This window comes from Streptomyces sp. Isolate_45 (genome assembly GCF_024721315.2).
Classification (GTDB): Bacteria; Actinomycetota; Actinomycetes; order Streptomycetales; family Streptomycetaceae; genus Streptomyces.
Window position 1 is genome coordinate 15386 of the sequence record NZ_JANFAK020000067.1, and the last position, 19191, is coordinate 34576.

The following is a 19191-nucleotide window of genomic DNA, read 5'->3' on the forward strand; positions in this document are numbered from 1 at the left end:
GGCGCTTTACGGATGGTCTCCCCGTCCCGTCCGCCGCGTCCGGCCCGCCCGCCACCTCGTCCTCCCTGACCGGGCCGCGGATCCGCCGGGCACCGAATCCCGGGGCCACCGCTTTCCGCGCCCCCGGGCTCGGACTCCCCCTTGATCCAGTACCGGCGGGCCCGGATAGCATCCGGCGCATGGACGCAGCCCGGGACGCAGCCCTCTCCCACACCGTGGCCGACGGGGTGGCCACCGTCGTCATCTCGCACCCCGCCAAACGCAACGCCATGACCGCGTCGATGTGGCGGGCACTGCCCGCGCTGCTGCCGGGTCTCGCCGCCGATCCGGCCGTACGCGTGCTGGTGCTGACCGGGGCCGGTGCCACGTTCTGCGCGGGCGCCGACATCTCCTCGCTCACCGGGGACGACGACCCCCAGGCCCTTTCCGTGGCCGCGGAGGAGGCCCTCGCCGCGTTCCCGAAGCCGACCGTCGCGGCGATCCGGGGGTACTGCGTGGGCGGCGGGAGCCAGCTCGCGGCGGCCTGCGACCTGCGCTTCGCCGAGCAGGGGGCGTCCTTCGGGGTGACCCCGGCGAAGCTGGGCATCGTCTATCCGGCCTCCTCCACCCGGCGACTGGCCTCGGTGGTCGGCCCGGCCTGGGCCAAGTACCTGCTGTTCTCCGCCGAGTTGATCGACGCGGAGCAGGCCTTGCGGGCCGGCTTCCTGAACGAACTGCTGCCCGCCGGCGAACTCGGCAAGCGGGTGGCCGAGTTCACCCGTGTGCTGACCACCCGCTCCTGGCTGACCCAGGCGGCGGCCAAGGAGTTCGTGGACGGCCGCACCGACCGGGACGCCCACTGGTCCGAGCGGGCCGCGGCGAGCGGCGACGCCGCGGAGGGCGTCGCCGCGTTCCTGGAGCGCCGCGCGCCGCTCTTCAGCCGGCCGTCAGTGGATTAGAGCCGCGCAGCCGGGCGACGATTTCGGCCGGGGCCTTGTCCGGGGAACCGGCGTCGTACGGCGGCTGGGGGTCGTACTCGCACATCAGCTGGACGGTCTGCGCGTACGTGTCGCCGGCGATCCGGCCCAGCAGGCCGAGGCCCATGTCGATGCCGGACGACACCCCGGCGGCGGTGACGTACTTGCCGTCGTACACCACCCGCTCCCCGGTGGGCTCGGCGCCGAAGGGGACCAGCCGGTCCAGGTAGAGCCAGTGGCTCGCGGCCCGGCGCCCGTCGAGCAGCCCGGCGGCGGCCAGCAGCAGGGAGCCGGTGCAGACGGAGGTGGTCCAGGTGGTGGTGGCGTCGACCCCGCGCAGCCAATCGAGGACCGCGGGGTTCTTCATCTCCACCTCGGGGTGCGGACCGCCGGGCACGACGACGATGTCGGGCCGGGTGACCTCGCCCAGCGCCCGGTCCGCGACGAGGGCGAGCGAACCGTTGTCGGTCCGCACCGGCCCGGGGCGTTCGGAGACGAAGACGGTCTCCGCGCCGTCGAGCCGGCCGAGGGTGTCGAAGGGGCCGACGGCGTCGAGTGCGGTGAAGCGGTCGTAGAGCAGTACGGCGATCTGCATGGCTCCTCCGGAGCTTTGACGGGGCGGACCGGTTCCGGGTCCGGTTCCGGATGCGGGTACGAGTACGAGTGCGGGTGCGGGCTGTCGGTGACCGCGTGGGGCTCCTGGGCGGGCCACCGGGGCGGTCAGGGCCGGGGCGCGGGCTGCGGGCCGAAGCGGCGCCGGTATTCGGCCGGGGACTGTCCCAGGGCTCTGACGAACGCCCGGCGGAGCGCCTCGGGGGTGCCGTAGCCGCACTCCCTGGATATCTGCGCCACCCCGTCCCGGCCGTCCTCCAGGAGCCGCCGGGCGTGCTCCACCCGGACCCGCTCGACGTAACGCCCCGGCGTCACCCCGGTCTCGGCCCGGAAGGCCCGGGAGAAGTGCCGCGGCGAAAGGGCTGCGCGGGCGGCGAGCGCCTCCACCCCGAGGTCCCCGGCGGGGTGCTCGGTGATCCACTGCTGGACGTCCCGCAGCGGCTCCCGGCGGGCCGTCTGAGCGGCGAGCTGGGCACTGAACTGGGCCTGGTTGCCGGGTCGGCGCAGGAACACCACGAGGTGGCGGGCGATGAGCAGGGCGACGTCGCGGCCGAAGTCCTCCTCCACCAGGGCGAGCGCGAGGTCGATCCCCGCGGTCACCCCCGCCGAGGTGGCCACGGGGCCGTCGCGGACGTATATGGGGTCGGGATCCACCGTCACCGCCGGGTAGTCCCCGGCCATCCGCTCGCACACGTCCCAGTGCGAGGTGGCCCGCCTGCCGTCGAGCAGCCCGGCCTCGGCGAGCAGCAGGGCGCCGGAGCACACGGCCACCAGCCGTTCCGCGCGTGCGCCGTACGCCCGGAGCCAGTCGGTGAGCCGGGGCTCGAAACGAGCCGAGTACTGCCCGCCGGGTACCAGCAGGGTGGTCCCGGGGCCGGGCCGGGCGCTCTCCAGGTCCCCGTCCGGGACCAGGGTCAGCCCGCTGTCCGTCCGTACGGCCGCACCGTCCGGGGACACCGTGGTGATCGCGTACCCGTCCCTGCCCGGGCACCGGGCGACGCCGCTGAACACCTCGACCGGACCGGTCACGTCCAGGCTCTGGACCCCGTCGTAGAGGACGACGAGCACGTTTCGCAGCGACATGCCTCCATGGTGTGACCTCGGGCGGGTGGCCGCAATGACGGGCATCCCACCCATCCGGCCATGCCGTCGACCGTGCGATCCTTCCGGGACACCCCGCCGCAGGTTCCCGCCCGGATCCCGGCCGCCCCCGTACCGGAGTCCCGCCCTGAACACCGTCCTCGCCGAGTCCCTGTCGGTCGCCGCCCTCCTCGGGGTGCTGGCCTTCGCCGTGCTGCGCCCGCGCGGGCTGCCGGAGGCGGCGGCGGCGGTACCGGCCGCCGCGCTGCTCGTCGCCCTCGGCGTGGTCTCCCCCGCCGACGCCTGGGGGCAGCTGCGGGAGCTGCTGCCCGTGGTCGGGTTCCTGGCCGTGATCCTCGTCCTCGCCCAGCTGTGCGCCGACGAGGGGCTGTTCCGGGCCGTCGGCGCGACCGTGGCCCGGCGGTCGGCGGGGCGGGAGCCCGGGACGCTGCTGGGCCCGGTGTTCCTGGTGGCCTCGCTGGTCACCGCCACGCTGAGCCTGGACGCCACCGTGGTGCTGCTGACGCCGGTGGTCCTTGCGACGGCCGCCCACCTCGGGTCGCGGCCGCGGCCGTACGTCTTCGCCACCGCGCACCTGGCGAACTCGGCGTCGCTGTTGCTTCCCGTGTCGAACCTGACCAACCTGCTCGCCTTCGCGGCGAGCGGGCTGTCCTTCACCCGGTTCGCCGCGCTGATGGCCCTGCCGTGGGCGGTGGCGATCGGGGTGGAGTACGTGGTGTTCCGCCGCTTCTTCCGCACCGACCTGAAGGCCCCGCCCGAGCACGCCCCGGACGCCGTGGAGCGGGTGGCGATGCCGCGCTTCGCGCTCGCGGTGCTGGTCCTGACGCTGGCCGGCTTCGTCGTGACGTCCTTCGCGGGGGCGAGCCCCGCCTGGGCGGCGCTGGCCGGGGCGGTGGCCTTGGCCGTACGGGCGCTGCGGCGGCGTGAGACCACGCCGGTCCGGCTGGTGAGGGCGGCCGCGCCCGCCTTCTGCGTGTTCGTGCTCGCGCTGGGCGTCGTCGTGCGGGCCGTGGTGGACCACGGACTCGGTGACGGGCTGGAGCGGGTGCTGCCGGCCGGGGACTCCCTGCCCGCGCTGCTCGCCGTGGCCGGCGTGGCCGCCGTCCTCGCCAACCTGATCAACAACCTGCCCGCGGTGCTCGCGCTGCTGCCGCTGGCCGCGCCGGGCGGGGCGGGACCGGTGCTGGCCGTGCTGATCGGGGTCAACATCGGCCCGAACCTCACGTACGCGGGTTCGCTGGCCACGCTGCTGTGGCGGCGGATCCTGCAGGCGCACGGCGAACGCGTCGGGCTCGGCGAGTTCACCCGGCTCGGGCTGCTCACCACCCCGCTTGGCCTGGTGGCGGCGGTCACGGCCCTGTGGGCGGGGCTACGGCTGATCGGCACCTGAGGCCCCCGCGGGCGCGGATAGGATCGGGGCATCATGACTGCAACCCTCGTCGCCAAGAACCTCACCGCCGCGCACGGTGAGCGCACGCTCTTCGCCGATCTCGACCTCGTCGTCGCGCCCGGCGACGTCATCGGACTCGTCGGCGTCAACGGCGCCGGGAAGTCGACCCTGCTGCGGCTCCTCGCCGGGCTCGACGCTCCGGAGACCGGTGAGCTGCGGCTCTCCCCGCCCGGCGCCGCCGTCGGTCACCTGCCCCAGGAGCCCGATCGGCGTCCCGGCGAGTCGGTTCGGGACTTCCTCGCCCGCCGTACCGGCGTCGCCGCCGCGCAGGCCGAGCTGGACGCGGCCACGCAGGGACTCGTGGACGGCACCCCGGGCGCGGACGACGCGTACGCGGACGCCCTCGACCGGTGGCTGAACCTCGGTGGCGCCGACCTCGACGAGCGGGCCGAGGAGGTCGCGGGTGAGCTGGGCCTCGGCGTGGGCCTGGACCTGCCGATGACCGCGCTGTCCGGCGGCCAGGCGGCCCGCGCCGGTCTGGCGTCGCTGCTGCTGTCCCGGTACGACGTGTTCCTGTTGGACGAGCCCACCAACGACCTGGACCTGGCCGGTCTGGAGCGGTTGGAGCAGTTCGTCAAGGGATTGCGCGCGGGCACGGTCGTGATCAGCCACGACCGCGAGTTCCTCACGCGGACCGTCACCAAGGTCCTCGAACTCGACCTGGCGCAGCAGCAGATCAACCTCTACGGCGGCGGTTACGACTCCTACCTGGAGGAGCGCGAGCGGGCCCGGGGCCACGCCCGTGAGGAGTTCGACGAGTACGCGGGCAAGAAGGCCGCCCTCGAGGGCCGGGCGCAGATGCAGCGCAACTGGATGGACAAGGGCGTGCGCAACGCCCGCCGCAAGTCCTCCGACAACGACAAGATCGGCAAGAACCTGCGCGGCGAGTCCAGCGAGAAGCAGGCCGCGAAGGCGCGCCAGACGCAGCGCGCGATCGAGCGGCTGGACGTCGTCGAGGAGCCCCGCAAGGAGTGGGAGCTGCGCATGGAGATCGCGGCGGCCCCGCGCTCCGGGTCGGTGGTGGCCACCCTGCGCGAGGCGGCCGTGCGGCGCGGGGACTTCGCGTTCGGTCCCGCGAGCCTGCAGATCGACTGGGCGGACCGGGTCGCGATCACCGGGGCGAACGGCGCCGGCAAGTCCACCCTCCTCGCGGTCCTGCTGGGCCGGCTCGCCCCGGACTCCGGCGCAGCGACCCTCGGCTCCGGAGTCCTGGTCGGTGAGGTGGACCAGGCCCGCGGTCTGTTCCTCGGCGACGAGCCGCTGCTGGAGGCCTTCTGCGCGGCGGTCCCGGACACCGAGCCGGCGGAGGTGCGCACCCTGCTGGCCAAGTTCGGCCTGAAGGCGGCGCACGTCCTGCGCACCGCGGCGACGCTCTCCCCCGGCGAACGCACCCGGGCGGCGCTGGCACTGCTCCAGGGGCGCGGCGTGAACCTCCTCGTGCTCGACGAGCCGACGAACCACCTCGACCTGCCGGCGATCGAGCAGCTGGAGGCGGCCCTGGACGCCTACGAGGGCACCCTGCTGCTGGTCACGCACGACCGCCGGATGTTGGACGCCGTCCACGTGACCCGCCGCCTGGAGGTCGTCGACGGCAAGGTCACCGAGCTGTAGCGGCGGCCTCGCGGGCACAGCGTTCGCGCGCTTCCCGCACCCGTCGGGCGACCTCCGGGTCGCCCGGCGGCAGCCACGCGGCGAGCAGCACGCCCGCCGTGCCCAGCGTCGCCCAGTACCGGACCGGGTCCCCCCGCTCACAGACCGGTAGGCGTACGAGCGTCGCGCACGCCTTCGCCCCGGACCGCAGGGCCTCGCGGGCCCGCTACACCGGCGCGCTCACTCGTCGGATCCGGCGGGTGGCCTGCGGGTGCGGGCCATCCTGCGGGCCACGAAGCCGCGCGGCAGGTGGCGGGCGGCGAGGGCGTACGCCTGGTAGCGGCGGCCCGTGATGCTCACCGGTCGGCGTCGGGCCAGGTCGCGCAGGGCCTTGGCCACGACGGCATCGGGCTCCAGCCAGACCGCGTCGCGCAGCGCGCTGACGTCCATGCCGGCGCGCTGCTGGAACTCGGTGCGGGTGAAGCCCGGCACCACCGCGAGCACCCGGACCCCGTACGGTTCCATGTCGACCCGCAGCGATTCGCTGAAGGCTGTCACCCAGGCCTTGGCGGCCCCGTACGTCCCGGTCGGCAGCAGCGCGGCGACCGAGGCCACGTTGAGCACGGCGCCGCGGCGGCGTGCGCGCAGACCGGGCAGCAGGGCGTGCGTGAGCCGCAGCGGGACCTTCACGAGGAGGTCGAGCATCCGCTCCTCGTCCTCGACGGGGTTGTACGGGAAGGGCGCCGGCAGCCCGAATCCGGCGTTGTTGACGAGTACGTCGACGGGCCGGGTCGGGTCGGCGAGCCGTTCGGCGACGGCGGCGCACTGCCGCCCGTCCAGCAGGTCGGCGGGCAGCACCTCGCAGCCGGCGCCGAACTCGCGGCCGAGCTCCGCGGCCAGGGACTCCAGCCGGGCCTTGTCGCGGGCGACGAGGATCAGGTCGCAGCCCTTGGCGGCGAAGCCGCGCGCGAAGGCGGCGCCGAGTCCGGCACTGGCTCCGGTGATCAGAACGGTGGTCAAGGCGGTTCCACTTCCTACGGGTTCGGGCTGCCGGGAGCGCCGGCGGCCCTGGATGCGGTGAAGGCGGCGGTACCGGGCGCGGCCCAGGCGTGGGCGACGTCCACCAGGAACCCGGCCTCGCCCTCCAGGTCCCCGCCCTCGGCCGACGTCCGGATCTCGGCCGGCAGTTCCAGGGATCCGGCGCCCGGCCGGCCGGGCAGTCCGGCGAGCTTCGCCTGCCGGGCCTGTTTCAGTACGCAGGCCAGCGCGGCGGCCGTCCGCCGTTGCTCGGGGATCCCGCTCCCGGCGACGTGGTCGCGCGCGAGCTCGGGCACGCCCCGGTCCACGTACTCGCCGAGCACCAGGATCGCGTCACGGGTCTCGATGACCTTGCGGTAGACCAACAGGCCGCGCGGCAGCGGCGGCCACAGCAGCTCCAGCACCCGGCCGGCCCGGGGCGGGGAGAGCACCACGTGCGGGACGGCTTCGACGAGGTCCCGCCACAACGGCCACAGCCGCCAGGCGGTGGTGACGTCGGCGGTGGTGCGGCGCAGGGTGAACAGGGTCGGCACCAGGATCGCGGCGGCCCGCAGCAGGCCGTGCAGGTTCATCAGCAGCGGCAGGGCGGGCATCGCCCAGGTGTTCGCGAACAGGGCCTTGAGGAGGTACGCGAACCAGAACAGCCCGGCGAGGGCGGTGCCGAGGCCGAACAGTCGCAGTCCGGCGGCGAGTGCGCGGCTCTCCGTCCGGTGGGCGTAGCGCCGGCAGACGGTCACGCAGATGGTGTTGGCGATCAGGTGGGCGGAGATCAGGACGAGCCAGTAGGCGAGGGAGGGCACCGGGTCGCCGGTGGGCGGGATGGTGTGGCTCGCGTGCCCGGGCGCGGAGGCGTCCAGGGTGAGCAGGACGGCCGACCACAGCAGGGTTCCGGCCCAGGCGGCGCGCTGGAGGGCGCGCCCGCCGGTGGCGGCGGCCACGAAGTAGAGCACGGCGCCGGCGGACAGGACCCCGATGAGGTTGCGGACGAGGCCGACGGCGTGCGCGTATCCGGGGTCGCGGCTCGTGGCGTGGGCGACGACCTCGGGCAGGTTGAGGGTCATCGCGGCGGCGGCGGTGGCGACGGCGAGCCACAGTCCGCGTTGCTGCGGCGAGCGCAGGGCGCCGGGGGCGCGCAGCAGGACGGCGACCCACAGGCACACCACGCTCGGTACCGCGAGCCAGTCCCCGAAGGCGGCGAGGTCAGCCGCCATCGCGCCGACCCCGCTCGTACCCCATGGCGGACTCCAGCCGGGCGAGGGCGCCCCGGGGCGTGCCGGCCGGGCGGGGCCGGCGCGGGCCGGGGGCGCGGGTGCGGATCATGCTCGCGAGCAGTTCCGCCTCCCGTTCCTGGAGGCTGCTGTAGTTGGTGCGGCCCAGGACCACGGGCGCCCGGCCGTCGGTCTCCTCGGCGTCGAGGGAGTGGTGGCCGAAGAGGATGTGACCGAGCTCGTGGAGCACGATGTGCTCCCGGTGCAGCGGGGTGGTGCGGGCCTCGTAGAAGACGTGGTCGACGCTCGCGGTCCCCACCCACAGGCCGCACACCCCGGATTCGGCTGCCTCGGGGGGCAGCGGGTGCAGCCGGATGGGCCGGCCGCGCTGTTCGGCGACGCGTGCGCACAGTCCGTCGAGCGAAAACGGATGCGGCAGGTCCATATGGCCGAGAATCAACTCGCACCGTTTGCGGAGGCTGAGATCCCCATGGGGCATGTGGTCCCTCTTCGAACCCTTTCTCGGGCAGCGTCGGTAGGCGTGCGGGGGCATCGGCATAAGGTCCTGTGCCTTGAGGCGGCCTCGGGGGGCGGTCCCGGAGGGAAAGACGGAACACCCGTCCGCACTGGACGAACGGGTGTTCCACCATCCCTACCGATTCCGTTCGGGACTTGGCAAGGCGTGCCGCCGGCCGGGGTATCCATCCGGCCATTTCCGACAGCCGGGCCGCCCCGGCGTCGGGGCCCGCTCGCGGCCTCCGTCAGGCCCCGCTCGCGGCGCCCGTCAGGCCCCGCTCGCGGCGCTCGTCAGGTCCGCTCGCGGCGCTCGTCGGGGCCGGTGAGACCGGCCTTGCGCAGGGCGTCGGCCATGGCGCTGTTGGCGGGTGCCGGGGCGCTGCCGCGCCGGTTCCCCTGGCCCGTGCCGGACCCGCCGCCCTGCCGCTGTCCCGCACCCGGTCCGCCGCGCTGCACCTGGCCGCCCTGGCCCTGGCCGCCCCGGCGGTCCTGACCGGCAGCGCCCTGGCCGGCGTTGCCCCGGTCGGCCGCACCGCGCTGCTGCGGGGGGCGGCCGCCGCCCCGGCGTTCCTCGCGCTGCCTCGGCGCACCGGCACCGGCACCGGCGCCGCGCTCGGCACCGGCCTCGTCCTCCAACCGCAGGGTCAGCGAGATCCGCTTGCGCGGGATGTCCACGTCCATGACCTTGACGCGGACGATGTCGCCCGGCTTGACCACGTCCCGCGGGTCCTTGACGAAGGTCTTCGAGAGCGCCGAGACGTGTGCCAGGCCGTCCTGGTGGACGCCGATGTCGATGAAGGCGCCGAAGGCGGCCACGTTCGTGACGACGCCCTCCAGGATCATGCCGGGGGCCAGGTCGCCGATCTTCTCCACGCCCTCCTTGAAGGTGGCCGTCTTGAAGGCGGGACGCGGGTCGCGGCCCGGCTTCTCCAGCTCGCGCAGGATGTCGCCGACCGTCGGCAGGCCGAAGGCCTCCGTGACGAACTCCTCCGGCCGCAGGGAGCGCAGGACGGCCGTGTTGCCGATCAGCGCGGCCACGTCACCGCCCGCCGTCTTCCCCATCGCCCGGACCACCGGGTACGTCTCCGGGTGCACCGCCGAGGCGTCCAGCGGGTCGTCCCCGTCGCGGATCCGCAGGAAGCCCGCGCACTGCTCGTACGCCTTCGGGCCGAGGCGGGCCACGTCCTTGAGGCCCTTGCGGCTGCGGAAGGGGCCGTTGGCGTCACGGTGGGCGACGATGTTCTCGGCGAGGGTGCCGCTGATGCCCGACACCCGTGAGAGCAGCGGGGTGGAGGCGGTGTTGACGTCCACGCCGACGCCGTTCACACAGTCCTCGACGACCGCGTCGAGGGAGCGGGAGAGCTTCACCTCGGACAGGTCGTGCTGGTACTGGCCGACGCCGATCGACTTCGGGTCGATCTTGACGAGCTCGGCCAGCGGGTCCTGGAGCCGACGGGCGATGGAGACGGCGCCGCGCAACGACACGTCCATGCCGGGGAGTTCCTGCGAGGCGAAGGCCGACGCGGAGTACACGGAGGCGCCCGCCTCCGAAACCATCACCTTGGTCAGGCCCAGCTCGGGGTGACGGGTGATGAGGTCCCCGGCCAGCTTGTCGGTCTCGCGGGAGGCCGTGCCGTTGCCGATGGCGACGAGCTCGACCGCGTGCTCCTTCGCGAGGCGCGCCAGCTTGGCCAGGGACTCGTCCCACCGGTTGGCGGGCACGTGCGGGTGGATGACGTCCGTGGCGACGACCTTGCCGGTCGCGTCGACGACGGCCACCTTGACGCCCGTACGGAAGCCCGGGTCCAGGCCGAGCGTGGAACGGGTGCCGGCGGGGGCGGCGAGCAGCAGGTCGCGCAGGTTCGCCGCGAAGACGCGTACGGCCTCGTCCTCGGCGGCGGCGCGCAGCCGGGACCGCAGGTCGATGCCGAGGTGCACCTGGACCTTGGTGCGCCAGGCCCAGCGGACGGTGTCGGCCAGCCACTTGTCGCCGGGGCGGCCGCGATCCGCGACACCGAAGCGGCGGGCGATCATCCCCTCGTACGTGGACGGCCCGGGAACCTCGGACTGCTCCTCCGGCTCCAGGTCCAGGGCGAGGACGTCCTCCTTCTCGCCGCGCAGCATGGCGAGCACGCGGTGGGAGGGGAGGGCGGTGAACGGCTCGGCGAAGTCGAAGTAGTCGGCGAACTTGGCGCCGGCCTCCTCCTTGCCCTCGCGGACCTTCGAGGCGAGCCGGCCGCGGCCCCACATGCGTTCGCGGAGTTCTCCGATCAGGTCGGCGTCCTCGGCGAACTTCTCGGTGAGGACGGCGCGGGCGCCCTCCAGCGCGGCGGCCGGATCGGCGACGCCCTTGTCCGCGTCGACGAACGCCGCCGCGGCGGTGGCGGGTTCGACCGAGGGGTCGGCCAGCAGGCCCTCGGCGAGCGGCTCCAGGCCCGCCTCGCGGGCGATCTGGGCCTTGGTGCGGCGCTTGGGCTTGAAGGGGAGGTAGATGTCCTCCAGCCGGGCCTTGGTGTCGGCCGCGTTGATCCGGGCCTCCAGGGCTTCGTCCAGCTTGCCCTGTTCCCGTACGGATTCGAGGATGGCCGCGCGCCGGTCCTCCAGCTCGCGCAGGTACCGCAGCCGCTCCTCCAGGGTGCGCAGCTGGGCGTCGTCGAGCTCCTCGGTCGCCTCCTTGCGGTAGCGCGCGATGAACGGGACGGTGGAACCGCCGTCGAGCAGCTCGACGGCGGCCTTGACCTGCCGTTCCCGTACGCCGAGCTCCTCGGCGATCCTGCCTTCGATGGACATCGTCACTGTGCGGTCCCGCCTGCCTTCGTTTGCGTGGAAGGCTGCCAATTGTGGCAGGTGACCGCGGCGGACGGCGGGAACCCCTCAGGCCTTGCCGAAGAGGTCGCGGGGGAAGGCCCCGGCCACGACGGCCCGTTCGACGAATCCGGCGCCCAGTTCGGCGAGTCGGGCGAGGCCCTGCGCGCCTAGGTGTTCGTACGGGGCCGCGTCGAGCCGGTCGGTCTCGGTCTCCAGGCGTTCGCGGACGGCCCTGCCCTCGTCGGTGAGCTCGCCGTCGGGCTCCAGGATGCCGCGGGCGCGCAGCCGGGCCGCGGCCGCGTCGAGGTCGTCCTGCTGCCAGCCCCGGATGCTCTTGACCCACTTCGGGGTCATGCCGCGACCGGTGGCGGTGTGGCTGACCAGGGCCTCCAGCGGGTCGAGGCCGGTGAGGAGGAGGGCGGCGAGGTGGCCGTCGCCGCGGTGCTCGCGGAGCAGGGTGGTGGCGTGCCACAGGCGCAGGTGCGGCTCCCGCGGTACGGGGAGGTCGGCGTGGGCGGCGTAGAGGGGGCGGGCGTGCCGGGTGCAGCCCCCGGTGGCGCGCATGGCCAGGTCGGCGGCCTCGGTCAGTTCCGGCGAGTCGATGACGTCGGGTCCCAGGAGGCGGCGCAGGGTGGTGTCGGCGGCGCGCAGTCGGGCGGCGAGGACCTGCTCGGGCGTGGCGACGTCCCAGACGGCGGGGAGGTGCGCGGCGACCAGGTCGTGGCGGTAGTTGTAGAAGGTGGCGGTCACCGCGCCGGGGCCGACGGCGCCCATGGCTGCGGATCGGGTGGCGAGGTTGACGGCGACGCGGTGGGTGACGCCGAGTGTGCCGAGCTCGGTGGTGAGGTCCGGCGAGAAGTAGATCGTGGAGTGCAGGGGGTTGATGGCGGTGTGCCAGCACCGTCGGGCGGCGCGTGGAGGAAGCGTCATGCGCCGCAGGTTACCGACTGCTCAGTATGTTGGGTATCCCGGGATCCCGCCGACCGGGGCGGCGACACCCCCACTGCCCGCTCCGGCCCGCGCCGGCCCGCGCCGCGCCCATCGTTTCCGGCCTTTCTCGTACGGGCGGCGCAGGACGCTGCGCGCGGTGCGCGCGGGGGCGCCGGCCACCCGCGCACGGCGTTCCGGACCCGGTGCGCCGCGGCCCGTCCGGCCCGTGAGGGCGCCGGCGCCGCCGGCCGTCCGGCCGCGCTCACCGACCGGCGCGTCCGCTCAGCGGGGTGTGACGGCCGAATGGCGATCGTGTGACAGCAGGGGCCATGGACATGACGCGGCACGGCACGGATGAATACGGTCGACCGACGAGACCTTGAACCGATCTGTCTCCCCTACCACTTGGAGCTCTTCGTGCACCGCAAAGTCATCGCCCCGAGCGTCCTGGCCGCCTCCCTCCTGCTGGTGATCCCGGCGTCGGCGGCCAGTGCCGGTCCGGGTGCCCCGGGTATCGGCGATCCCTACTACCCGGCCAGCGGGAACGGCGGTTACGACGTCTCCCACTACGACCTGCGCCTGCAGTACCAGCCGAAGACGGACCTGCTGGAGGGCACCGCCACCCTGCTGACCACCGCCAAGCAGGACCTGTCCCGGTTCAACCTCGACTTCGGCCTCAAGGTGAGCGAGGTCCGGGTCAACGGGGTGAAGGCGAAGTTCGCCGCGACCGGCACCCAGGAGCTGGAGGTCACTCCCGCCCAGCCGCTCCTGAAGGGAAAGCAGTCCTCGGTGGTCGTCAAGTACGCGGGCAAGCCCTCCGAGTTCAAGGTCGACGGCTGGACGGCCTGGCAGCGCACCCCGGACGGCGGTGTGGCGGCGCAGGAGCCGGACTCGGCGATCTGGTGGTTCCCCAGCAACGACCACCCGCTGGACAAGGCCACCTTCGACGTGTCCGTCAACGTCCCGGACGGCACCCAGGCGATCAGCAACGGCGTGCTCCAGTCGCAGAGCTCGAAGCTCGGCTGGACCCGCTTCAACTGGCGCTCCAACAAGCCGCAGGCCACGTACCTGGCCACCCTGGCCATCGGCAAGTTCGACATCACCACCGACAAGACGGCGAGCGGCCTGCCGATCCTCAACGCCTACAGCAAGGACCTCGGCGACAACGCGGGCGCGGCGCGCGCCAGCGTGGAGCGGACCGGCGAGGTCGCGGAGTGGCTGGAGGGGATCTTCGGCCCCTACCCGTTCAACGCGCTGGGCGGCTACGTCCCCAACGTGAACGCGGGCTACGCGCTGGAGACCCAGACCCGGCCGTTCTACGGCCCCCGCCAGTTCCAGAACGGGGCGAACGTCTCGGTGGTCGTCCACGAGATCGCCCACCAGTGGTACGGCGACAGCGTCTCCGTCGACAACTGGAAGGACATCTGGGTCAACGAGGGCTTCGCCCGCTACAGCCAGTGGCTGTGGTCGGAGAAGGAGGGCGAGGGCACCGCGCAGGAGCTCGCCGACTGGACGTACGCCTCCCGTCCCGCCGAGGACCCGTTCTGGCAGGTCAAGCCCGGTGACCCGGGTCCGGAGAACCAGTTCCACGGAGCCGTGTACGACCGGGGCGCCATCGCTCTCCAGGCGCTGCGGAACGAGATCGGCGACGAGAGGTTCTTCCAGATCCTCAAGGGCTGGCCGACCGAGCGGGCCCACGGCAACGCCAAGGTCGGCGACTTCGTCCGCTACGCGGAGAAGGTCTCCAACAAGCCCCTGGCGCAGCTGTTCGAGACCTGGCTCTACACCCCGGGCAAGCCGGCCTTCGCCCCGCCGGCCGCCAAGGCGGGGGCCCGTTCCCTCCAGGCCCCGGCCAGGCCCACCGTGGAACCGAAGTCCTGGAAGAAGATCGCCGCGACGAACACGGTCCACGACCACGGCCAGGAGCAGGGCCGCGGGAACGGCCACGCGCACTGATCACGACCACCCCCCACCCGTGCGCGCCGGTGCCCCTCAGCGGGCGCCGGCGCGCCACCGGGCCCGCGCGGCGCGGGCGATCGGCAGGTAGCGCAGGCGCTCGGGCAGCAGCGGTACGAGGATCCGTACGGCCGTGCTGAACCGCCGGAGCCTGCGCTCCTGGGCGGGGGTCCAGCTCAGGCCGATGGCCTCCCGGGCGTCGGGCGGCATGTAGCCGACGCTGACGAAGGCGCGCAGCCGCAGGAAGGCCGCCCGCAGCAGCGGCCACGTGAGCCGCAGCAGCAGTCGGACCGGCGCGGACCCGACCTCGGGCCGGGGCAGGGCCACGTCGGTGGCGACCAGCTCCCGCGCCACAGCGGTCGGCTCGATCTCCTCCGCGAGCATCCGGCGGTAATACACCCAGTACTCCTCGATGCTCTGCGGCATGTCCCGGTCGTGGATGCCGAGTATCCGACCGACCTGGAGCCACTCCCGGTAGAGCTGCCGCTCCTGGGCCGGGGTGAAGGGCCGCAGCAGGTAGCGCCCCGCATGCAGGTAGACGGGGAAACCGGTCGCGTGCACCCAGGAGTAGCAGGCCGGGTCGAGCGAGTGGTAACGGCGGCCGCGGGTGTCGGTCCCCTGGATCTCCTTGTGCAGGCGGCGTACCCGGCGGCCCTCCTCGGCGGCGCCGGCGCCCCCGTACACCCACAGCTGGACGGAGCGCAGCGAGCGTTCGCCACGGCCCCAGGGGTCGGTGCGGAAGACGGAGTACGCGTCGACGCCGGCCCCGATGGCCGGGTGGGCGACCTGCATGGTGAAGGCGGCGGGCAGCATCAGCAGGGCGCGGACGTCCCCGGCGATGGTCCACAGCACCCCGCCGGGGGCGGGGGGCCCGGGGTCGGGGCGGCGTCCGGCCGGAGGTGTGGCGGGCGGTGCGTGGTGCGGCTTCTCCATGAGTCAAGTATGCGAGCCCCGAACGGTCGCGCTCCGGACAGAAAGTCGATGCACGGGTGTTACCCAGAGGTAACTGGTGCTGCTTGTATGACGGGCGTCGATCTTCCCCGCACTTCCCCCGCAGGAATGATGGAGACCCTCATGCTGCACACCTCGCCCCGCACGCGCCGCGCCGCCGCCACGGCCGTCGCGGCGGTCGCCGTCGGCGCCCTGGCCGTCACCACCGCGCCGACCGCCGGCGCCGCGGAGGGCGCCGCGGCCCCGCGGCTCAGCGTCCTGTCGTACAACGTGTTCCTGATGAGCAAGAACCTCTACCCGAACTGGGGCCAGGACCACCGGGCCTCGGAGATCCCCAAGGCGTCCTTCTACCAGGGGCACGACGTGGTCGTGCTCCAGGAGGCCTTCGACAACTCGGCGTCGGACGCGCTGAAGGCCAACTCGGCCGCGAAGTACCCCTACCAGACGCCGGTCGTGGGCCGCAGCAAGAGCGGCTGGGACGCCACGGGCGGCGCGTACTCGGCGACGACGCCGGAGGACGGCGGCGTCACGGTCCTCAGCAAGTGGCCGATCGTCCGCAAGGAGCAGGTGGTCTACAAGGACGCCTGCGGCGCCGACTGGTGGTCCAACAAGGGCTTCGCCTACGTCGTGCTGAACGTGAACGGCGCGAAGGTGCACGTGGTCGGCACGCACGCCCAGTCCACCGACCCGGGTTGCGGCGCGGGCGAGGCGGCGCAGATGCGCAGCCGGCAGTTCAAGGCGATCGACGCCTTCCTGGACGCGAAGAACATCCCGGCGGCCGAACAGGTCATCGTCGCGGGTGACATGAACGTCGACTCGCGGACCCCGGAGTACGCCTCCATGCTGGCGGACGCCGACCTGGCCGGCGCGGACACCCGCACGGGACACACGTACTCCTTCGACACGGCGCTCAACTCGATCGCGAAGTACCGCTACCCCACGGACCCGCGCGAGGACCTGGACTACGTCCTGTACCGCAAGGGCAACGCCCGCCCGGCGGGTTGGGAGAACAACGTCGTCAAGGAACAGTCGGCGCCGTGGACGGTCTCCAGCTGGGGCACCTCCTACACGTACGACAACCTTTCGGACCACTACCCGGTGATCGGCCGCTAGGCGGTTTCGCAGCGCGACGCCCCCTCCTGGCCTTCGGGCTGTGGGGGGCGCTGTCGGGCGTCCGGGTTCAGTCCAGCGGAAGCGCCTGATGCGCGGCGACGATCGCATCGATGCGCTCCGCCAGGTCGAAGTCAGCCGCCGTCAGCCGGTTGCCGGCGTCGTGCGTCGTGATCGAAGCCCGCAAGTGGTCGATGCGGAGATCCAGGTCCGCATGATGCTGAATCCGCCGGGACCGGTCGGCGATCGTCACGATCGCGGCCACCGCGGCGTGGTACCGGATCGCGTACGTGCGAGTGATCGCGTCGCCCACCTGCTCCCAGCCGGGCAGCCCGGCCAGGTGCTCGGCGATCTGCTCGTGCGTCATCGGCTGCGGCACGCCCATGTCAGCTCCCCTCGGTCACAGGCGCCAGCACCTCGTCGAGGTCCCGGCCTACCGGGGCATCGTGCCACGGCCGCATGGCCCGCTCCAGGGTGACGAGTTCACGGCGCATGCGGGCGGACCCGGTCTCGACGGCGATCTTCACCGCGGTGCGGGCGATCTCGACGGCCTGTTCCGGCTCCCGGGCGCCGGCCGCAGCGGTGGCGTGCCGGGCGAGGTAGACGCCGCGGTCCCGGCGGGCGCCGGCGGGTACCGCGTCGAGGACTTGTGACCAAAGCGAATCGGCTTCGCGGCCGAGGCCGAGGCGGCCATAGCAGGTGGCCCGTTGCACTTCGAGGTACCCGGGAGTTCGTCGACAGGCGTTGCCCCAGGGCAGGTCATCGTCGACTCGGGAAATCAGCCCGGCCGCCGTGTCGATGAGCCGGTCGACGGCGGTCCGGTCGCCGGTGAGGCCGGCGCCGTGAGCCTGCTGCTGCAACGCCATGACCCGCACCTTGGGGAAGATGCGGTCGTCGTCGAGCGCGGCTTCGCACAGGTCGATGACCCGTGCCCGTCGCCGAGATCGGTACGGACCTGGGCGAGGTTGACGATGGCGTAGCCGAACGGTCGGCCACGTCCGGCTCTGCCGGGCACAGACAGTTTCCTCCGGCACCGGCACCATTTTGAAAGCCGGCAGCTGGCTGCGCCTGATCCGTATCGCCTGACCACGCACCAGGCGCAGCGCCCCCTCTCGCCTTCGGGCGGGAGGGGCGCTTTCGTGCGTTCTGGATCACACAGAATCGGCCCTGCCCCCTAGGCTGTTCAGTGACGAGCTGGACAGAGAGGGGCAAGGCCGTGTCACCTGATGCTACCCCGAACCCGTACGCCGATCCGCTGGTCTTCGGCCAGAGAATGCAGATCCTCCGCCAACGCCGAGGACTCACCCGCGAGCAGCTCGGCGGCCTCACCGCCCGATCCGCGTCGTGGGTCAAGGCGGTGGAAACCGGCCGTCTGAAAACACCGACCCTGCCGCTGATCCTCAGGATCGCCGAGGTGCTACGGGTCAGAGACCTGTCCGACCTCACCGGGGACCAACACATGCAAACCAGTCTCTTCGCCGGCCCCGGGCATCCCCGGCTCGCCGCTGTGCAGGCCGCCGTCAACGCGCTGCCGCTCGACAGCCGCGAAGCCCCGCCCGCAGCTCACCTTCAGGCCCGCCTCGCCCGGGCGTGGCAAGCCCGGCACTCGGCACCAAACCACCGCGAAGTCGTCGGTGTCTTGTTGCCCGAGCTGATCCGCGACGCTCAAGCCGCCGTCCGGCAGGCCGAGATGCTCGCCGACCGCAAGGCCGCCCAGGCGGCACTCGCCGAGGTCTACGCGCTCGCGCAGTTCTTCGCCGCGTACCAGCCGGACCCCGCGCTTCTGTGGCGTCTCGCCGACCGGGGGATGACCGCCGCTCAGGACGCGGAGGACCCTCACGCCATCGGCGTGGCTGCCTGGCTCCTTGCCCAGGCTCACCGCGACTCTGGACCCGCTCATCTCGATGCAGCCGACACGGTGACGCACGAGGTCCTGGCGCACTTGGAACCGCTGCTGCCGGACGCCGAGGACGACGTGCGGGCCATCACCGGGGCCCTGGTCTTCGAGGCTGGGTACACAGCGGCCCGGCGTGGTGAGACCGGTCTGGCCTGGAGTTACTGGGATCAGGCACGCACGATGGCCAAGGCCTTGCCCAGTTCCTACTACCACCGGGTGACGTCCTTCTCTCAGGCTGTCATGGGCGCGCACGCGGTAACGGTCGCCGTTGAACTGCACGCCGGTGGGGAGTCCGCGCGGCAGGCCGCCCGCGCCGAGGCTTCGTCGATCCCGTCCCGGCCACGGCGGGCCCGGCACCGTATCGAGCAGGCCCGCGCGTACCACCTCGACGGGCAGCCTGACGTGGCGCTGGCCACGCTCGCGCAGGCTCACGTGGCGGCGCCGGAGACCGTGCAGTACAACGGCTTTGCCAAGCGCATCGTGCTGGAGGAGGCCGAGGCGAAGAGTCCGGCTCGGCGCCGGCGCGCGTCTGAACTCGCTCAACGGATCGGGCTTCTGACGGCTTGACAGCAAGGGGCACAATCTGTGCCCCTGCGACTACTCGGCCGCCCCTACCGTCGTCCTACCAACCCGCTGACGACGGTAGGGAGCGCAAACTGATGGCCGAGGTGTACGAGTACGTCCCGCACGCCCTTCTCCGCAAACGGGTTCGGGACATCGCGTCCGGTGTCGAGGGCGAGCTGATGGCCGTCGTCCACGAGAACGTGTCGGACACCGCGATCGAGCACTGGGTCGACCTCGCCTACATCCGGTCCGCATCCGGCCACGAGTTCTCGACCGTCATCGACAACATCGAGGCGACGGCGTGATCCGCCAAGAGCTGGCTCCGACCCGCCGCGGCTGTACCCACTGCCGCGCCACCCCGGCACCCGGCGCCGGCCCTGAGGGCGGGGCGACGATCCACGCGAAGGGCTGCCCGCGCGGCGGTCGGACCGGAATCCGCTGAACTCGCGGCCGCCGGCGCTCCGCCGTTTCCCGGTGGCCGGGCCCCCACTCCTGCACGTTCCT

At 73.1% G+C, this 19191-nt stretch carries 17 protein-coding genes; 7 read left to right on the forward strand and 10 right to left on the reverse strand.

From position 1 onward, the window contains the following. Positions 1–179 precede the first annotated feature (179 nt). Complete coding sequence (locus NOD94_RS21740) at positions 180–938, forward strand: enoyl-CoA hydratase/isomerase family protein (protein ID WP_281207696.1); 759 nt, start codon at positions 180–182, stop codon at positions 936–938. Here the strand turns inward: NOD94_RS21740 and NOD94_RS21745 are convergent. Beyond that, positions 916–1551, reverse strand: a complete 636-nt coding sequence (locus NOD94_RS21745) for a DJ-1/PfpI family protein (RefSeq protein WP_281207697.1) — start codon at positions 1549–1551, stop codon at positions 916–918. The genes NOD94_RS21740 and NOD94_RS21745 overlap by 23 nt on opposite strands. Before the next feature lie 125 nt (positions 1552–1676). Then, positions 1677–2651, reverse strand: coding sequence for a GlxA family transcriptional regulator (locus tag NOD94_RS21750; protein WP_281207698.1), 975 nt, complete (start codon positions 2649–2651; stop codon positions 1677–1679). Positions 2652–2796: 145 nt separating this feature from the next. Between NOD94_RS21750 and NOD94_RS21755 the strand changes: the two genes are divergently transcribed. Then, positions 2797–4059, forward strand: coding sequence for an SLC13 family permease (locus NOD94_RS21755; protein WP_281207724.1), 1263 nt, complete (start codon positions 2797–2799; stop codon positions 4057–4059). Positions 4060–4092: 33 nt separating this feature from the next. After that, the gene (locus NOD94_RS21760; protein ID WP_281207699.1) at positions 4093–5730 is read left to right on the forward strand and encodes an ABC-F family ATP-binding cassette domain-containing protein; all 1638 of its coding nucleotides are present in this window, start codon (positions 4093–4095) and stop codon (positions 5728–5730) included. A gap of 219 nt (positions 5731–5949) precedes the next feature. Here NOD94_RS21760 and NOD94_RS21765 read toward each other — a convergent pair whose 3' ends face one another. From NOD94_RS21765 to NOD94_RS21785, 5 genes are all read right to left on the reverse strand, one after another. Beyond that, complete coding sequence (locus NOD94_RS21765; protein ID WP_281207700.1) at positions 5950–6729, reverse strand: SDR family oxidoreductase; 780 nt, start codon at positions 6727–6729, stop codon at positions 5950–5952. A 14-nt stretch (positions 6730–6743) separates the two neighbouring features. Then, complete coding sequence (locus NOD94_RS21770) at positions 6744–7958, reverse strand: MAB_1171c family putative transporter (RefSeq protein WP_281207701.1); 1215 nt, start codon at positions 7956–7958, stop codon at positions 6744–6746. Then, on the reverse strand, positions 7948–8400 hold the full coding sequence (locus tag NOD94_RS21775) for a hypothetical protein (RefSeq protein WP_281207702.1): 453 nt from the start codon (positions 8398–8400) through the stop codon (positions 7948–7950). The genes NOD94_RS21770 and NOD94_RS21775 overlap by 11 nt, the downstream gene beginning before the upstream one ends. Positions 8401–8762: 362 nt before the next feature. Continuing rightward, on the reverse strand, positions 8763–11267 hold the full coding sequence (locus NOD94_RS21780) for a Tex family protein (RefSeq protein ID WP_281207703.1): 2505 nt from the start codon (positions 11265–11267) through the stop codon (positions 8763–8765). Positions 11268–11345: 78 nt separating this feature from the next. After that, positions 11346–12209, reverse strand: a complete 864-nt coding sequence (locus NOD94_RS21785) for a hypothetical protein (RefSeq protein WP_281207704.1) — start codon at positions 12207–12209, stop codon at positions 11346–11348. A 417-nt stretch (positions 12210–12626) separates the two neighbouring features. On the opposite strand from NOD94_RS21785, the gene NOD94_RS21790 reads away from it, so the two are divergent. Further along, on the forward strand, positions 12627–14165 hold the full coding sequence (locus tag NOD94_RS21790) for a M1 family metallopeptidase (RefSeq protein WP_281207705.1): 1539 nt from the start codon (positions 12627–12629) through the stop codon (positions 14163–14165). A gap of 36 nt (positions 14166–14201) precedes the next feature. Here the strand turns inward: NOD94_RS21790 and NOD94_RS21795 are convergent, their stop codons facing one another. Further along, entirely contained in the window at positions 14202–15098 is an 897-nt protein-coding gene (locus NOD94_RS21795) for an oxygenase MpaB family protein (RefSeq protein WP_281207706.1), read from the reverse strand. A 141-nt stretch (positions 15099–15239) separates the two neighbouring features. Here NOD94_RS21795 and sph point away from each other — a divergent pair, with 141 nt between their 5' ends. After that, positions 15240–16229 carry a sphingomyelin phosphodiesterase gene (gene sph / locus NOD94_RS21800; RefSeq protein ID WP_281207707.1) on the forward strand — a complete coding sequence of 330 codons (990 nt, stop codon included), beginning with the start codon at positions 15240–15242 and terminating at the stop codon, positions 16227–16229. A 67-nt stretch (positions 16230–16296) separates the two neighbouring features. Here the strand turns inward: sph and NOD94_RS21805 are convergent, their stop codons facing one another. Both NOD94_RS21805 and NOD94_RS21810 read right to left on the reverse strand, forming a co-directional pair. Beyond that, positions 16297–16611, reverse strand: a complete 315-nt coding sequence (locus tag NOD94_RS21805; RefSeq protein WP_281207708.1) for a 4a-hydroxytetrahydrobiopterin dehydratase — start codon at positions 16609–16611, stop codon at positions 16297–16299. A gap of 1 nt (position 16612) precedes the next feature. After that, positions 16613–17092 carry a hypothetical protein gene (locus NOD94_RS21810; protein ID WP_281207709.1) on the reverse strand — a complete coding sequence of 160 codons (480 nt, stop codon included), beginning with the start codon at positions 17090–17092 and terminating at the stop codon, positions 16613–16615. A gap of 407 nt (positions 17093–17499) precedes the next feature. Between NOD94_RS21810 and NOD94_RS21815 the strand changes: the two genes are divergently transcribed. Continuing rightward, positions 17500–18690, forward strand: coding sequence for a helix-turn-helix transcriptional regulator (locus NOD94_RS21815; RefSeq protein ID WP_281207710.1), 1191 nt, complete (start codon positions 17500–17502; stop codon positions 18688–18690). A gap of 92 nt (positions 18691–18782) precedes the next feature. Further along, entirely contained in the window at positions 18783–18992 is a 210-nt protein-coding gene (locus tag NOD94_RS21820; protein ID WP_281207711.1) for a hypothetical protein, read from the forward strand. The last annotated feature ends 199 nt before the right edge of the window (positions 18993–19191 follow it).

Bases quoted from the DNA above. Each gene is read 5' to 3' on its own strand.
- NOD94_RS21740 (WP_281207696.1), top strand. From the start codon at position 180: ATGGACGCAGCCCGGGACGCAGCCCTCTCCCACACCGTGGCCGACGGG.
- NOD94_RS21745 (WP_281207697.1), bottom strand. From the start codon at position 1,551: ATGCAGATCGCCGTACTGCTCTACGACCGCTTCACCGCACTCGACGCC.
- NOD94_RS21750 (WP_281207698.1), bottom strand. From the start codon at position 2,651: ATGTCGCTGCGAAACGTGCTCGTCGTCCTCTACGACGGGGTCCAGAGC.
- NOD94_RS21760 (WP_281207699.1), top strand. From the start codon at position 4,093: ATGACTGCAACCCTCGTCGCCAAGAACCTCACCGCCGCGCACGGTGAG.
- NOD94_RS21770 (WP_281207701.1), bottom strand. From the start codon at position 7,958: ATGGCGGCTGACCTCGCCGCCTTCGGGGACTGGCTCGCGGTACCGAGC.
- NOD94_RS21775 (WP_281207702.1), bottom strand. From the start codon at position 8,400: ATGGACCTGCCGCATCCGTTTTCGCTCGACGGACTGTGCGCACGCGTC.
- NOD94_RS21785 (WP_281207704.1), bottom strand. From the start codon at position 12,209: ATGACGCTTCCTCCACGCGCCGCCCGACGGTGCTGGCACACCGCCATC.
- NOD94_RS21795 (WP_281207706.1), bottom strand. From the start codon at position 15,098: ATGGAGAAGCCGCACCACGCACCGCCCGCCACACCTCCGGCCGGACGC.
- sph (WP_281207707.1), top strand. From the start codon at position 15,240: ATGCTGCACACCTCGCCCCGCACGCGCCGCGCCGCCGCCACGGCCGTC.
- NOD94_RS21805 (WP_281207708.1), bottom strand. From the start codon at position 16,611: ATGGGCGTGCCGCAGCCGATGACGCACGAGCAGATCGCCGAGCACCTG.
- NOD94_RS21810 (WP_281207709.1), bottom strand. From the start codon at position 17,092: ATGGCGTTGCAGCAGCAGGCTCACGGCGCCGGCCTCACCGGCGACCGG.
- NOD94_RS21815 (WP_281207710.1), top strand. From the start codon at position 17,500: ATGCAGATCCTCCGCCAACGCCGAGGACTCACCCGCGAGCAGCTCGGC.
- NOD94_RS21820 (WP_281207711.1), top strand. From the start codon at position 18,783: ATGGCCGAGGTGTACGAGTACGTCCCGCACGCCCTTCTCCGCAAACGG.